Consider the following 14,296-nt stretch of genomic DNA (forward strand, 5'->3'; position numbering starts at 1 on the left):
CTCAGGGCGCCTCCTGCAGCCAATCCTGCGGCACCAGAAAGCGGTCGTAGAGCTCCGCCTCGGGGCTGTCCGGCGCCGGGTGCCAGTCGTAGCGCCAGGTCACGGCGGGCGGCAGGGACATGAGGATGGACTCGGTGCGGCCCCCCGATTGCAGGCCGAAGAGGGTGCCGCGGTCGAAGACCAGGTTGAACTCCACGTAGCGCCCGCGACGGTAGCACTGAAAGTCGCGCTCGGCGTCGCCGTAGTGAAGCCCCTTGCGGCGGGCGACGATGGGGCGATAGGCGGGGATGTAGTGGTCGGCGACGCTGCGCACGAACGCGAAGCACTGCTCGAAGCCCCAGGCGTTGAGATCATCGAAGAAGAGCCCGCCGACGCCGCGGGGCTCCTGGCGGTGCTTCAGATAGAAATACTCGTCGCACCAGTGCTTGAGCCTGGCGTGGAGCTGGGCTGCCGTCTCGCCGGCGTCGCCGAACCCCTCGCAGGCGCTGCGGGCGGTACGGTGCCAGTGGATCACGTCCTCGTCGTTGCCGTAGTAGGGCGTGAGATCGAAGCCGCCGCCGAACCACCAGACGGGCGGCTCGCCGGGCTTCTCGGCGATGAAGAAGCGTACGTTCATGTGCGACGTGGGCACGAAGGGGTTCCAGGGGTGCATCACCAGCGAGACGCCCATGGCGCGGAAGCTGCGCCCGGCGAGCTCGGGGCGGGAGGCGCTCGCCGACGGCGGCAGCCGCTCGCCGTGGACATCGGAGAAGTTGATGCCGCCCTTCTCGAACACGGCGCCGCCCTCCATGACCCGCGAGCGCCCGCCGCCGCCCGCGGCTCGCTCCCAGGCATCCTCGCGGAAGTCGGCACCGCCGTCCTCGGCGGCCAGGTCGCGGCAGATACGGTCCTGCACATCGAGCAGGTAGTCACGCACGGCGTTGGTATCGGGCTGGTCGGGCAGTTCGGGCATGCTGGGCTCCCCTGGATGGCGTCGCTATGGGCATTGGATGTTGGGCGTGGGGCGCATGGTAGCCGAGTGCCGCCGGAGCTGGGGTGGCGTAACGGGCGTCGATGCCACCACATTCGTCAGGAAGTGGTGGGAACGCGTGGGCGGCGGCGATCATGATCGACGGTTGCGGTGGCGCCGCGGCGACCGATCGGCCATGATTCGCCGCTGACCTCTGCTGCACATCGCCCGCAATGTGCGACAATCCGGCCGCTTTGCCAAGAGCTCAGCGCCAAGAACTCAGCAGTGCCGCCGGCGGCCAGGGCCACGGCTGCGGTTGCGCCCGGTTGACGCATGCGCCATGTACACCAATGACCGTCTGCTGATCCTCGATGCCGACGGCACCACCATCGACGCCTTCAAGGCTATCGAGAAGACCTTTGCCCATCACGGCATGGACATCGGTCCCCTGGCCCGTTTCCAGAAGCGTCGCAATCTCTTCAAGTATCTGGGCGGACTCAAGGAAATGCCCCAGAATCTACGCCAGCAGCTCGGCCGCGGTACGCGTGCCAAGGTGGTCGAGACACTGACGGAGGTTTATCGGGAGGAGGCGATCATGTTCGAGGGCATGGCCCGGCTGATCCGCCGCATCGCCGCTGAGACGGATATCAAAGTCGGTATCGTCACGCGCAACATCACCAACGAGCCCGTGGCGACGCTGACCCGGCTCTTCGACCGTCATGGCATCGAGCCGGATCTGCTGGATTTCCTGGTCCATCTGCCGTTGTCGGAGGACAAGCTGCCGTATTTTCGACGGACCCGCGAGGAGTTCGAGGTCAATCCCGCCCGCGCTTATGCGTGCGGTGACGAGGCCAAGGACTTTCGCGCGGCGGTCAATACGGGCATGCACCCCTTCATGGTGTCCTATGGCTTCGAGGACTTCGATCGGCTGCACCTCAAGCACGAGATTCCGGCGGAGGTGATCTCACGCACGCCGGATGAGCTGTCCTGGCGGGTCCTGCATGCGCTGGGACTGGATGCGTACTGAACGGCGCCTACCCGCTGGAGCAAACGCGCGCAGCGATCGGCGATTGGCGCTCGACAGTGTGGCCGTCCCGGCGCCCCGCGTCCGCCGAGGCCTGCGTCTTCGTCGACCACCCGGCGGATGCGGGCGCCGCGGTGGTGACCACTGGCGGCGATTGCGTGCGGTACGAGGCGTTGTGCACACCCCGAGCCGACCGCGGTGCGAGGTGCCGCGTGAGGGATTGGCCTGTCGGTTCGGGCCAAAAAAAACCGTCGACCCGCGCAGGGTCGACGGCGTTTCGGTGCTGTATCAGCCGGATGCGGCTGTGAATCAGCTGATCTCGGCGGTGCCGGTCTCGCTGTTGCCCTGGTTGTCGAACCAGGTGATTTCGATGGCATCACCAGGCTCGCCGCCGTTGAACTTGAACGACAGGTAGGGGTTCTTGGAGACGCCGCCGCTCCAGAGTGCGGTCATGACCACCTGATCCTTCCACTTGGCGGTAACCTCCTGGATGAAGTGAGCCGGGATTGGCTCACCGGTCTCTTTGTCTTTGCGTAGACCGGTCTCCATGACGTGGCTCATCAGGGACTTGACGGTGGTGACGCCGTTGCTGCTCTTGGCGCGGATCTTGATATCGGACATATCGGTTTACCTCGGAAGCTGCTGCCTTCGGTGATCGGTGATGCTGGGTGGCGAGGAAGATGGCTGCTCGGTATGGCTGCTGGGCGGGGCTCCTGGGCCGGGCTCCTGGCGGGGCTCCTGGGCAGATCGCTCACGCACTGGTGAGGCGCTCGCCGCGGCAGCCTGAGCGCCGATCGTCAGCCGCCGCAACCGCCGATGGTGACCTTGACCGGCTTGGCGGCGCCGAGCAGGCCGTCGGGCGTCTGGACGACGGCCACGACGTCGGCCGTCTTGGCCATCTTGATGCGCGTGGAGACGAAGGGCACGGAGCTCTCGCTCATCTCGAAGGAGGCGATGAGCGGCGTGCTGTTGCCGGCGGCGAAGATGGAAATGGTTTTGGCGGAGCTCACCTCACCTTCGACGGTCACCGGCACGACGGCGCCGTTCTCGGCGATGTCCGGGGCTTTGATCTTGACCTTGTCGCTGTCCTCGATGCTGTCGGAGCCGAGCAGATCCTTCAGCGCCGTGGATTGGTCTTCGGCCATGAAGGCCGTTTTCGGCCAGGCGGCGAGCACGGTGCCGGGCGTCAGTAGGCCCGCACCCACGGCGACGCCGACGGCGCCGGCACCGAGGGAGCCCTTGAGCAGGATTCTGCGCTTATTATCGATCATCGGGAATCTCCTCTGGATCGTTTGGTTGGTTCGGGTAGGTCGATGGTTCGATCAGCGCCGGCGGCGGGCCGCCGGCTTCTTCGGGAGGGCGCTGTCTCGTTCGCCGCTGGCGCGCATCCCGGGGTCGGCCCGCCGCGGCAGCCTGGGACACCAGATCCTGGTGCGCAGGCTGTGCACGGTACAAGCGGAGAAGTCCTGCGGGGAAGCACGTGTCGTCACGTGTGTCGATACCCGGCCAATTGCTGCGTTGGACCGCCATGGCGGCGAGACTTACCTCCGGCTCGATCGGGGCGGCACTACGCAGGTGGCGCGTTGGGTACAACAAGGGCCTCCAGGTGTTTCTCGTGTTCGCGTGTCGATCGCTGATCCCTGTCTTCGGGAGCTTTTGTCCATGGCGTCGTCACCGGTCACCGGCGATTGCGGGTGGGTTGTTCCCGCCGGCATGGGTGTTGACCCATGGACGTTCGTCGACAGCTACGCAGAGGATAGCGCATTGGGCGGGGCGGGGAAATACTCAGTTTCCGAGCTGAAACTTTGGACTTGTCGGGGTTTTGGCTGGCCGATCTCAGCGCCGGGCCTTGCGTTGGCGCTCGTGTGCTTGCAGCTCGTCGAGACGTACCTGGATTTTCGCGGCCTCGTGGAATTCCACGTCTGGCTGGCGCAGCGCCAGCTCCAATTGGCGGATGGCGGGCTCCAGATCGCCGCTACGGAACAGCCACTCGGCGCGCCAGCGCATCGCCGCCGCCTGGTCGCCGGCTTTACCGGCGGCGTCGGCCATCAATGCGTACACCGGGGCAATGTTCGGGCGCCGGTCGATGAGCCGCTCCAGCGTGCTCAATGCCGCGGCGGGCTCGCCCGCGTCCAGCAGCGCCTCGGCATAGGCTTGCTGCAGTGGCCAGCTGCCCGGTGCGAGGCCGACGCTGCCCTTTAAGTCGCGCACGGCCTTATCTGCATCGCCGCGGCGGCGGTCGAGCTGCGATTGCAGCACCACGAGCTCCACCTGGCTTGGGTGGCGCCCCAGTAATGGCTTGAGCTGCTCGGCGGCGGCGCCCAGTCGGCCGGCACGGGTCAGCGCACGGGCATAGCCGTAGCGCTCGGCGGTTTCGTTGCGATAGCGGCCCTTCTCCAGGGTCTCGCGAAAATGGTCGACGGCCTGCTCGGCGCGCTTGTAGCTCCGCTCGCGCAGGTGGGCGCGGGTCAGGTGAAAGCGCAGGCTGTCTGGCTTTTGATGGGGGCCGAAACGCTCGGCGCGGGCGAGGGCATCGGCGATGCGATCCGTCGTCACAGGATGCGTGCGCAGCAGCTCAGGCGCGCCGCTCTCGTAGACGCGGTTGGCTTGGGTGAGCTTTTTGAAGAAGCCGGGCATGGCATAGGGATCGTGGCCGGCGCGGGCGAGGGTATCGATGCCGATGCGGTCGGCCTCCTGCTCGTTGGCGCGGGTGAAGTTGATCTGCTGTTGCACCAGCGCCCCCTGGGCGCCCATGAGGGCGGCTGCGCCGGCTTGCGCGTCCACAGCGGCACCGAGCACCGCGGCGGCGATGAGCAACGCCGTCGCCGGGACCGCCATCTGCTTTTGCGCCGCGAAGCGTCGCAGCAGGTGATTTTGGCTCACATGCGCGATTTCGTGGGCCAGAACGGCGGCGAGCTCTGACTCGGTCTCTGCGGACAGGATCAGCCCGGCATTGACACCGATATTGCCAGCGGGTCCGGCGAAGGCGTTGATGCGGGGATCGTCGACGACAAAGAAATCGTACCGCCCGGTGGTTTCACGGCTCGCCTGCACCAGACGCCGTCCCAGCGCCTGGATATAGTCGGTGAGCAGGGGGTCTGCACTGACATCCAGCGATTTGCGAACCCATTTCATGAACTCCTGCCCGAGCTCGCGCTGCTCCGCCAGCGACAGGAGGGTGTCGGCGCCGCTGCCGAAATCCGGCAGGTCGAGTGGGTCGGAGGCGACCTGCGGCGCCGGCAGCAGCAGGGCGAGGGTCAGCAGGCAGCCGGTGAGCGCGGCGTGCAGCCGGGGCCATGGCGGGCTGGTGGCGTGGCGCGGGGATCTGGGGCGCGGGGATCTGGGGCGCAGGGACATGATTGGGCTTGAGGGCATGCGGCGCATCGGCGGGACCTGACTCAGACACCTTACGCTCGCACAAATTTCGTGCGAATGCGCGGCGGCGATCCGATGGCGCCACGCAGCGCGGCGCGCGTGGTTGGCTATGGGCGCTGCCAGGGGCTCGCCGTGGCGCCTGGGCGTCGGTTGTCAGCGCATGCAGAACGCGCGTCGCTGCGGGAGTCAGTTCAGCTGGATGCGCTGGCCCCAAGGCACCTGTTGCTTGCCCTTCACCAGCCAGATGACGGGGTAGGCGGGCTCGTCGACGGGGAACTCGCCGTCGGCGTCGGTGAAATAGACCAGCAGGTCGGGACGCAGCCCCTGGCGCTCCACCCACTGGAATACGGGTCGGAAGCTGGTGCCGCCGCCGCCGCCGATGCGTTCCGGGCGCTGGAATTGCTCCCAGGGCTCGAAGCTGAAGGGCGCGCCCTCGCACAGCGACGCATCGCAGGGCAACAGGGTCACTCGCGCGCGCACCTGGGCCTTGAGGGCATCCACCTCGTCGATGAATTCCTGCATCTCGCCGTCCTTGATGGAGCCCGAGGTATCGATGGCGACGACCAGGTCCAGCTGATGGCTGCGCAGGCTCGGTATGATGTAGTCGCCCTCGCGGCGGGAGGGGCGCGACCAACTGTAGTCTTCGCGGGTGATGCTGTTCATGTAGCGCGCGAGCAGCATGCGCCAGGGCAGCTGCGGCTGCAGCAGGTGGTCGATCATGCGCTTGAGCTCGCCGCGCAGCTTGCCCGCCTGCATGGCCTGCTGGGCGGCGCCCGCCATGCGCTGCTGCCATTGCACCTGCAGCGTTTCACGCTCGTCGGGGGTGAGCGGCTGCGGGGCGCCCGCGCCGTCGTCGCCCTGCTCGGATTCGGCCTCGGCGCCGGCCGCACCGCGGCCGTCGTCGCCGGACTCGCTACGGCTGGTGCCGCCGTCGCGCGGCTGCGCAGGGGTGTCGGCACGTGGCTCGGCGCCGCCTTGCTCGCCGTCATCGCCCTGCTCGCCGCGGGACTGCTGCTGCCGCTGGATGTCGCGCTCGTCCAGGTCGCTCTGCTCGCCCTGCTGGCCGCCGTCGGCGTCGCTGTCGTAGGCGTGGGTGTCGAGGGTCTCGGATTGATCGTTGTCGTCCAGCAGCGGGTAGATTTCCTCTGCTGTCATGCCCTTGTACAGGGGCATGAGCAGGGCGTTCGGCGGCGGCTTGAGGCCATCGTCCACCAGCAGCGGGTTGATGGCGTAGTCGCAGGCCAGATCCCAGCGGTGCTTGACCCGGTGCTGGCGGCGGGCGAAATGTGACAGGGCGCAGTGCAGTGCCTCATGGGCCAGCATGAACTGCGTCTCGTCGAGCGACAGCTCGGCGATGTAGCGCGGGTTGTAGTAGAAGCACTTGGCGTCCGTCGCCGTGGTGGGGCACCAGTCGCCGCCCGCCGGCTGCATGGGCAGTCGCAGCACCAGCGCGCCGAGGAAGGGCTTGTCGAGGATCAGCCGTGTGCGCGCCGATGCGAGCTTGGTCTCGATGGCGCTCAGGTCGATGGGGGCGTCTGCGGTGGTCATTTGGCGTCGCGTTGCCTCGAACAGCGCATGGTCGGGTCATCCGGGGATAGGGGGCCGCGGGCCGGGTTTGGCGGTTGGGCGTTGGTGTCTGTGTTCAGTGTCTGTGTTCGGAGGCTGTGTTCAGGGGGCTGCGTTCAGGGACTGGGGGGTCGGGGGCGGGGCAGGGCGCAGCCCGTGGCCCTCAGGGCCGGCACCCAGAGTCACTCATACAGCATCACATCCGCCACCGCGCTCGCCCAATCCGCGAAGGCCGGTATCTCGAACAGGTCGTTGCCGATGGCCCGGTGCAGGTCGGAGACCAACATGACACCCATCTCGCGCTGCGGGAAGCGCCCCGCGTAGGCAAGAATGTTGCCGATCACCTGCTCGGCGGTGTCGTCGTCCTTGGCGCGGATGGCCTTGCCCACCAGGGCTGCGGCCACGGCGTATTGCAGATCGATTTCCCGCGGTACCGAGACGTCGTCGCCGGCGCAAATGGCGTCCAGGTCCGGCATTTGGTCGAGGCTGTTGACGAACGCCGTCACTTCCACGCCCGCCGCCGGGCCGACACAGCCCTGCAGTGTGCCTTGCAGCAGTTGGGCGTCGTCCTCGAACTTGCGCAGCGCCCGGTGAGCGAACTCCCAGGAGCGTGGCGACGGGAAGGCCACCGGATTGTGGGCCGGATCGAAGTCGAACAGGAGCTCCGGGCGGAAGCGCAGGAAGGCGATGATGCGCTCGTCGATGCCCGTCGCATAGGCCCAGGCCACCCAATCGTCGAGGTGGGTGTCCACCTCGAAGTGTGAGAAGCGGTTTGCCAGCGGTGCCGGCATGCTGTAGGTGACGCCGCGGTCGCCTTGGCGGTTGCCGGCGGCGAAGATGGCCCAGTGCGCCGGCACCTCGTATTCGCCGAGGCGGCGGTCGAGGATGAGCTGGTAGGCCGCCGCGGATACCGCTGGCGGGGCCGAGGTGATCTCGTCGAGAAACAGCACGCCCGCCGCGCCATGGCGCTCGGCGTGCGGGAGAATGGCCGGCACCGCCCATTCCACCTTGTCGTCGACGCGGAAGGGGATGCCGCGCAGGTCGCTCGGCTCCATTTGCGACAACCGGATATCGATGACGGGCACGGCGTGGCGCGCGGCGATGTGCGCCACCATCTGCGATTTGCCGACCCCCGGCGGGCCCCAGAGCATGACCGGGGTGTGGTGGCCCTGGGCAGTACTGGCGAATTCACGTTCTAATACGCGGAGCAGTTGGGCGGGGCGCATGCGCAGCGGTCTCCTCTGGGGTTGCCGGCGGACGTCGGTGTTGACGCCCCGACTCGGCCGGGGCGTGGGGTTGGCGCACAGTTGTACTGCGGCCTGACGATGGTGCCGCAATCCTACGATGTAGTGTGCCCCAGCGCCCGTCGCAAGTCCCGCCGCGGGCGCTGACGATTTGGCGTGGCATGCATTAGAAAAAAACGGTATGCTGATGCGTTAAGCTGACGAGGTCGGCCTTGTCGATCCCAACGCCGTCCCTGCGGCGGTTCCCTCAGGCAGCAGCGGGACGCGTCAGCGACGTTATACAGCGGCCCAGGGCGCCGCGGTGCCCTTATGCCCAACACCTAAGAATGCGACTGCGGAGAGCGGAGATGAATCAGTTCTACTACGACGCCGTGACCAAGATGGAACAGATGGGTGTCGACGACGAATACGTACAGGGTTGGCAATGCGGCTTCCTGCAGAACCCCAAGCGCGAGGAGCAGCGCCTCACCGAGGCCTACGAAGCCGGCTACACCGATGGCGAAGACAAGAGCACCGACAACTTCGGCAACTGGGTGAAGAGCTGAGCCGAGTCCGCGGTGGCTCCCGGGCGGCCTGAGACGACGGCGCTCGCGCAAGCGGGGCGGATCGTTCGGTCGCGTCGGCGATCGCCGGCCAGGGTGTCACCAAGCATCCTCGGCTCGCGTGACGAACACACGAAGGGCGGGTGATCCCCGCCCTTTTTTATTGACGCGCTTTAGGCTTCCCCCGACGCCTGGTCACCCGGGGGAGCGGGTTGTTCACGCCGTGGGCGGCGCAAGGCCGCCCACGCGAACCTAAGATCATGTTGCTCTAACGTCCGTTCAGCGAGACATGGCCGGCGCGCCTTGCGCTTGGCGTTCTTGCGAGATCGCTTGCGCCCGGCGGGGGCTCCATGGAAAGGTCGCTGTCGCGTGAACCGCAGCATCCCTGCCGTCGAGGTGCCATCCGCGTCTGACAACCGGCCAACTGCAGTCTGCCCGGCATCCTGTCGCGGGCCGGGTATACCATGGGCGCTCTCCGGCGCCCAAAGACCGAGGCACCGCCACCGACTGCGAGACCGCCCATGCCCGCCACCTCGTCCCCCGCCGACCGGCTCCGCACGCTGCTCGCCGCGCCCGGCTGCCAAACCATGCCCTGCTGCTTCGACGCGCTGTCCGCGCGCCTGGTGGAGCAAGCGGGATTCCCGGTCACCTTCATGAGCGGCTTCGCGGTGTCGGCGGCGCGGGCGGCTCTCCCGGATACCGGGCTGTTGTCGGTGACGGAGATGCTCGATCAGGGGCGCAGCATCTGCGATGCCGTGTCGATTCCGGTTATTGGCGATGGCGATACGGGTCACGGCAACGCCGCCAACGTCACACGGACGGTGGCGCAGTTCGCCGGCGCCGGTTTCGCCGGCATGATGCTCGAAGATCAGCAGGCGCCGAAGCGCTGCGGCCACACCGGCGTGAAAGACGTCGTGGACCGCGATGAGGCGGAGCGCCGCATTCGTGCGGCGGTGGCCGCCCGGGAGCGCCACGGGGACCTGGTGATCGTGGCTCGCACCGACGCCCGCAGCGCCCTGGCGGGTGCGCTGGGCCCGAAGCGGGCCTTCAGCGAGGCCATCGAGCGTCTGCGCGCCTTCGCCGACCTGGGCGCCGACGTCCTCTTCTTGGAGGCACCACGGGACGAGGACGAGATGGCGCACTGCTGCCGCGCAGTACCCGGTGTGCACATGGCCAACATGCTGGAAGACGGCATCACGCCGCTGCTGCCGGGGTCGCGTCTGGCGGCGCTCGGCTACCGGCTCGCGGCCTACCCGCTGACGCTCCTGTCCTGTGCCGTGCATGCCATGCAGACGGCGCTGGCACAGCTGTCGACGGGGCAGAGCCCCGAGCGCCGCGTAAGCTTCGATACACTGCGGGAGATTGTCGGCTTCGACGCCTATGACGCGCTGCTCGAGCGCTACGGCACCGGGCGCAAGGCGTAACCGGTAACCGTGGGGCCGGTCCTGTCTCTGAGGTCAGGCGCATCCGCACCTGCGGGTTTCTAACGGTTGGGCGATGATGGCCGGAGTACACCGTACAGACGTCCCCCCCCGGCGCCGCGATAGTATCCCGGCGGTTGAGATCCCCGACGGCCGTCAACCATCACGCTACACTGTGCGGCGGACCATGTATGGCTGTCGCGTCACCGTCTGCATCGGAGTCCCGGGCCGTGTCCGGCGGGCGAGCGCACTCGATTGCCCACGCCAGCTCGGTCGCAGGACCGATCGCGATTTCGCAGCGAGCGGGCGCAACAGCAGCGCCGGAGCCATTTGATCATGAGCGATAACAGTTATCTCAAAGACCTGATTTTGCTGCGTAACGACCCGAGTAAGGTGGGCGCCGTGCGCGAGGCCGCCGAGCGCGGCGAGGTGGATGCGCAGTATGCCCTCGGCCTCATCTACGCCGAAGGACGCGGCGTGACCATCGATTTGGCGCAGGCCCACTTCTGGCTGTCGCTGGCGGTGGAGCAGGGCGATGCCGACGCTGATCTGCTGCGCAATATCGTCGGCAGCCAGATGAGCGATGACGAATACGCCGCGGCCAAGCGCCTGCGCGCCGGGGCGTCGCTGCGCGTCGTCGGCGGCGCCCGGCCATAGGGGGGCCGGCTGACATGCCCGGCGGCGGGAAGGGTCCGATGTTGGCGCGCCGGTTGCGCGCCATGGGGGACGGCCTGCGTCGCTGCCGGCGTGGGTGTCGAAGCCAGCGCCCATGACCGCCGTCGTCCGCGCCAACGATCTCGTCAAGTGCTACGGCGGCTTCACCGCCGTCGACGGCATCAGCTTCGACATCCCGCCGGCACGCTGCATCGGCGTGCTCGGCCCCAATGGCGCCGGCAAGACCACGACCCTGCGCATGATCCTCGGCATGACGCCCATGACCGCTGGCAGCCTCGAGGTCTTCGGCCTGCCGATGCCCGCGCAGGGACGCGCCATTCGCCGGCGCATCGGCGTCGTGCCCCAGGTGGACAATCTGGACCCGGACTTTCGCGTCGACGAGAACCTGGAAGTGCATGCCAGCTACTTCGGTATCGATGCCGCCACCGTCCGGGCGCGGTTACCGGCGCTGCTGGCATTCGCCAACCTGAGCGAGCGCCGCCACGCCAAGACCGACACGCTCTCCGGCGGCATGAAGCGACGGCTCACCATCGCCCGGGCGCTCATCAACGACCCGGAGCTGGTGATCCTGGATGAGCCCACCACGGGTCTCGACCCGCAGGCGCGGCATGTGATCTGGTCCCGGCTCATGGCATTGCGCGCCCGCGGCACCACGCTGCTGCTCACTACCCACTACATGGAAGAGGCCGAGCGCCTGTGTGACGAGCTGCTGATCATGGATCATGGTCGCATGCTGGATCGCGGCACGCCCCGGGCGCTGATCCGCCGCCACGTCGAGCCGGAGGTCATCGAGGTGCGCAGCGGCGATACCGCCGACTTCGCCGACTTCGCCGCACGCCACGGCTGCCGGCTCGAGGCGCAGGGAGAGGGTCTGTCCTGCTATGCCGAGCAGAGCGCGCCACTGCTGGCGTATCTGCAGCGGCATCCGGCGCTCGCCTATCTGCATCGTCCGGCGGGGCTGGAGGACGTCTTCCTACGTCTCACCGGCCGGGATTTGCGCGACTGATCGCCCTCGTATGCCCGCCTGCACCACCCCGGAGCAGCCCTGATGGCCCTCGACTGGACACCGCCGCGCCCGGGCCTCGGCGCATGGGCCGTCTGGCGGCGCAACCTGCGCGTCTGGCGCAAGCTCATCGCACCCGCCGTCGTGCTGAATTTCGGCGAGCCCACGCTCTATCTGCTCGGTCTCGGCTTCGGTCTGGGTGCCTTCATCGACACCATGAACGGCATGCCCTATCTGGCCTTCCTCGCCTCCGGCATCATCGCCTCCAGCGCCATGACCACGGCGAGCTTCGAGGGCACCTATTCGGTGTTCACGCGCATGAAGGTACAGCGCACCTATGACGCCATGCTGGCCACCCCGCTGGCGCTGGACGACATCCTCATGGGGGAGATGCTCTGGTGCGCCACCAAGGCCGCCTTCAGCGCCGCCGCGATCCTCGCCGTGGCGGGCGTGCTCGGGGTCGCCGGCGGCTGGCAGGCGCTGTGGGCCCTGCCGGTGGCATTCCTCATCGGGCTCTGCTTCGCCGGGCCGGCGCTGGTGGTCAGTGCCGTCTCCGGCAACTACGACTTCTTCAACTATTATTTCGTGCTGGCCGTGACGCCCATGCTCATCCTCTGCGGCGTCTTCTACCCCATCGAAGGGCTGCCGGCGGCCATGCAAGCGGCCATTCAGTTGCTGCCGCTCACCCATGCGGTGGCCCTGGCCCGGCCACTGGTGGCGGGGCTGCCGGTGACCGATGTGGCCCTGCATGTCGGCGTGCTGATGGTCTACGCCGTTGTCGGGCTCTACGTCGCATTGGCCCTGACGCGGCGGCGCCTGCTGGTCTGAGGGGCTGTTGCCTGACCCCGCGCGCGAGCCATCGACGCCAGCCCCCGCGGCTTGACCCTGGCTGCACACCACCCGAGACCCGCAGCGGCCGAACATCCATGTGCGGCGGGAAGACACGTGGCGCTCGCGGGCTGTTTACTCCGAGTAGCCGCCGTAGCCGCCGCCCGAGCGAGCGAAGATATTCGGCTGCCCGGCGGGGATGACAGTCACGCCTCCCGCCGAGACGGTGTAGCCACGGGCCAAGTCCGCCTCACGGTCGAAGCCGATCACCGAGCCCGGCTCGATGATGTTATGGCGGTCGATGATGACGCGTTTCAGGCGCGAGCCCCGGCCGACCCGCACATAGTCCATGACGATGCACTCATCGAGCTCGACGTCCTCTTCGATGACCGCTTCGCGGCGGATGATGCTCTCTTTGATGTTGGTGTTGCCGTGGACGACGGTCGCTGCCCCCAGCAGCGTATTGTCGAGCTGTCCGCCGAGCACCCGCGCCACCGGCCCCTGGTAATTACTCGAGTAAACGGGCCAGTGCGAGTTGAAGGCGTCGAATACCGGCTCTGCCCCGAGCACGTCCTTATGGGCATTGAAATAGGCATCGATGTTACCGACGTCCCGCCAGTAGACCCGCGTCTCGTAGGGCTTGATGCCGGGCACCACGTTGGAGGCGAAGTCGTAGGCGAACAGGCGCTTGCCGCTTGCGAGCAGGCGTGGCAGTACGTGGCCGCCGAAGTCCGTTTCGCCCGCCTGCTGAGCGTCGTAGAGGGCGTTGATGAGCACCTCGGTGCTGAAGACGTAATTGCCCATGGAGGCGTAAGCGCAGGTCGGGTCGTCCGGCAGTGGCGATGGTCTGGCGGGCTTTTCCTGGAAGGCCTCGATGCGGCCGTGGCTGTCGGCGGCGATGACGCCGAAGCTGCGGGCGTCTTCGATGGGCACCGGCAGGGCCGCGATACTGACGTCGGCTTCGCGCGCTTTGTGCGCGTCGATCATCTGCTGAATATCCATGCGGTAGATGTGATCGGCGCCGAAGACGACGACGAAGTCCGGCGCGTGCTCCTCCACCAGATTGATGTTCTGGTGCACGGCGTCGGCGGTGCCCTGGAACCAGGACTCGTTGACCCGCATCTGCGGCGGCACCACGGTGACGAACTGATCGGCGAGCAGCGGTGAGATGGTCCAGGCCTTGCGGACGTGCTCGATGAGGGACTGGGACTTGTACTGCACCAACAGGTAGATGGTCCTGATCTGGGAGTTGATCAGGTTGCTCAGCACGAAATCGACGATGCGGTAGCGCGAGCCGAAGGGCACCGAGGGCTTGGAGCGGGCCGCGGTCAACGGCTGCAGGCGTGAGCCTTGGCCGCCGGCCATGACGAAAGCGATGATTCGGTCGGGCATCTGTCCTCCAGGCGCTCTGTCCGGCGCCGACTGCGCGGGTTGAAAGCCGATGTCGCGGCCGCGGTCTCATTGCGAGCCGCCCGTGGGCGTGCGGCGGATCGTCCCCCGGTGCCGACCTGGCCGCCGCCGGCGATAACCGCCGGCGGCGGCGAACTGTACGGCGCAGTCGCCGGGCACTCGGCCCGGCCGCTGCCGGTTCGTCGCTTTGAGTGGCCGCGCGGCCCGCGACCATCAAGCTACCTGACACTATGATAAACCGTGCGGCCGGCTTCGTCGT

General features: G+C 67.5%; 13 protein-coding genes. 6 read left to right on the forward strand and 7 right to left on the reverse strand.

The genetic code is table 11. The features are described 5' to 3' along the window. Position 1: 1 nt before the first annotated feature. Positions 2 to 952 carry an oxygen-dependent coproporphyrinogen oxidase gene (hemF, locus tag QZ588_RS01270; protein WP_295538847.1) on the reverse strand — a complete coding sequence of 317 codons (951 nt, stop codon included), beginning with the start codon at positions 950 to 952 and terminating at the stop codon, positions 2 to 4. Between the two features lie 337 nt (positions 953 to 1,289). Between hemF and QZ588_RS01275 the strand changes: the two genes are divergently transcribed. Continuing rightward, positions 1,290 to 1,976: an HAD hydrolase-like protein gene (locus QZ588_RS01275; RefSeq protein WP_295538850.1), complete on the forward strand. Its 687-nt coding sequence runs from the start codon at positions 1,290 to 1,292 to the stop codon at positions 1,974 to 1,976. 306 nt (positions 1,977 to 2,282) lie between these two features. Here the strand turns inward: QZ588_RS01275 and soxZ are convergent, their stop codons facing one another. From soxZ to QZ588_RS01300, 5 genes are all read right to left on the reverse strand, one after another. Continuing rightward, positions 2,283 to 2,594 carry a thiosulfate oxidation carrier complex protein SoxZ gene (gene soxZ / locus QZ588_RS01280; RefSeq protein ID WP_295538852.1) on the reverse strand — a complete coding sequence of 104 codons (312 nt, stop codon included), beginning with the start codon at positions 2,592 to 2,594 and terminating at the stop codon, positions 2,283 to 2,285. 176 nt (positions 2,595 to 2,770) lie between these two features. Next, the gene (gene soxY, locus QZ588_RS01285; protein ID WP_295538855.1) at positions 2,771 to 3,244 is read right to left on the reverse strand and encodes a thiosulfate oxidation carrier protein SoxY; all 474 of its coding nucleotides are present in this window, start codon (positions 3,242 to 3,244) and stop codon (positions 2,771 to 2,773) included. A gap of 565 nt (positions 3,245 to 3,809) precedes the next feature. Next, positions 3,810 to 5,348: a M48 family metalloprotease gene (locus QZ588_RS01290; RefSeq protein WP_295538858.1), complete on the reverse strand. Its 1,539-nt coding sequence runs from the start codon at positions 5,346 to 5,348 to the stop codon at positions 3,810 to 3,812. 186 nt (positions 5,349 to 5,534) lie between these two features. Further along, positions 5,535 to 6,896 carry a VWA-like domain-containing protein gene (locus QZ588_RS01295; protein ID WP_295538861.1) on the reverse strand — a complete coding sequence of 454 codons (1,362 nt, stop codon included), beginning with the start codon at positions 6,894 to 6,896 and terminating at the stop codon, positions 5,535 to 5,537. Positions 6,897 to 7,096: 200 nt separating this feature from the next. Beyond that, positions 7,097 to 8,140 (reverse strand): MoxR family ATPase, encoded by a 1,044-nt coding sequence (locus QZ588_RS01300; protein WP_295538864.1) that lies wholly within the window; start codon positions 8,138 to 8,140, stop codon positions 7,097 to 7,099. A 365-nt stretch (positions 8,141 to 8,505) separates the two neighbouring features. On the opposite strand from QZ588_RS01300, the gene QZ588_RS01305 reads away from it, so the two are divergent. The 5 genes from QZ588_RS01305 (at position 8,506) to QZ588_RS01325 (ending at position 12,627) form a co-directional block, all read left to right on the forward strand. Further along, positions 8,506 to 8,703 carry a hypothetical protein gene (locus QZ588_RS01305; RefSeq protein WP_295538866.1) on the forward strand — a complete coding sequence of 66 codons (198 nt, stop codon included), beginning with the start codon at positions 8,506 to 8,508 and terminating at the stop codon, positions 8,701 to 8,703. Positions 8,704 to 9,221: 518 nt separating this feature from the next. Continuing rightward, positions 9,222 to 10,124 carry an isocitrate lyase/PEP mutase family protein gene (locus QZ588_RS01310; protein ID WP_295538867.1) on the forward strand — a complete coding sequence of 301 codons (903 nt, stop codon included), beginning with the start codon at positions 9,222 to 9,224 and terminating at the stop codon, positions 10,122 to 10,124. 333 nt (positions 10,125 to 10,457) lie between these two features. Continuing rightward, positions 10,458 to 10,778, forward strand: a complete 321-nt coding sequence (locus tag QZ588_RS01315; protein ID WP_295538870.1) for a sel1 repeat family protein — start codon at positions 10,458 to 10,460, stop codon at positions 10,776 to 10,778. Between the two features lie 112 nt (positions 10,779 to 10,890). Next, a complete protein-coding gene (locus QZ588_RS01320; RefSeq protein WP_295538873.1) occupies positions 10,891 to 11,802 on the forward strand; it encodes an ATP-binding cassette domain-containing protein in 912 nt (303 codons plus the stop codon). A 42-nt stretch (positions 11,803 to 11,844) separates the two neighbouring features. Further along, positions 11,845 to 12,627, forward strand: a complete 783-nt coding sequence (locus QZ588_RS01325) for an ABC transporter permease (RefSeq protein WP_295538875.1) — start codon at positions 11,845 to 11,847, stop codon at positions 12,625 to 12,627. Between the two features lie 135 nt (positions 12,628 to 12,762). Here QZ588_RS01325 and QZ588_RS01330 read toward each other — a convergent pair whose 3' ends face one another. Next, complete coding sequence (locus QZ588_RS01330) at positions 12,763 to 14,019, reverse strand: glucose-1-phosphate adenylyltransferase (RefSeq protein ID WP_295538878.1); 1,257 nt, start codon at positions 14,017 to 14,019, stop codon at positions 12,763 to 12,765. Between the last annotated feature and the right edge of the window lie 277 nt (positions 14,020 to 14,296).

Origin of the sequence: uncultured Thiohalocapsa sp., from assembly GCF_913062725.1 — a bacterium.
Taxonomy (GTDB): Bacteria; Pseudomonadota; Gammaproteobacteria; order Chromatiales; family Chromatiaceae; genus Thiohalocapsa.

Coding starts and splice junctions, on each gene's coding strand:
- hemF (WP_295538847.1), bottom strand. CDS start 952: ATGCCCGAACTGCCCGACCAGCCCGATACCAACGCCGTGCGTGACTAC.
- QZ588_RS01275 (WP_295538850.1), top strand. CDS start 1,290: ATGTACACCAATGACCGTCTGCTGATCCTCGATGCCGACGGCACCACC.
- soxZ (WP_295538852.1), bottom strand. CDS start 2,594: ATGTCCGATATCAAGATCCGCGCCAAGAGCAGCAACGGCGTCACCACC.
- soxY (WP_295538855.1), bottom strand. CDS start 3,244: ATGATCGATAATAAGCGCAGAATCCTGCTCAAGGGCTCCCTCGGTGCC.
- QZ588_RS01290 (WP_295538858.1), bottom strand. CDS start 5,348: ATGCCCTCAAGCCCAATCATGTCCCTGCGCCCCAGATCCCCGCGCCCC.
- QZ588_RS01295 (WP_295538861.1), bottom strand. CDS start 6,896: ATGACCACCGCAGACGCCCCCATCGACCTGAGCGCCATCGAGACCAAG.
- QZ588_RS01300 (WP_295538864.1), bottom strand. CDS start 8,140: ATGCGCCCCGCCCAACTGCTCCGCGTATTAGAACGTGAATTCGCCAGT.
- QZ588_RS01305 (WP_295538866.1), top strand. CDS start 8,506: ATGAATCAGTTCTACTACGACGCCGTGACCAAGATGGAACAGATGGGT.
- QZ588_RS01310 (WP_295538867.1), top strand. CDS start 9,222: ATGCCCGCCACCTCGTCCCCCGCCGACCGGCTCCGCACGCTGCTCGCC.
- QZ588_RS01315 (WP_295538870.1), top strand. CDS start 10,458: ATGAGCGATAACAGTTATCTCAAAGACCTGATTTTGCTGCGTAACGAC.
- QZ588_RS01320 (WP_295538873.1), top strand. CDS start 10,891: ATGACCGCCGTCGTCCGCGCCAACGATCTCGTCAAGTGCTACGGCGGC.
- QZ588_RS01325 (WP_295538875.1), top strand. CDS start 11,845: ATGGCCCTCGACTGGACACCGCCGCGCCCGGGCCTCGGCGCATGGGCC.
- QZ588_RS01330 (WP_295538878.1), bottom strand. CDS start 14,019: ATGCCCGACCGAATCATCGCTTTCGTCATGGCCGGCGGCCAAGGCTCA.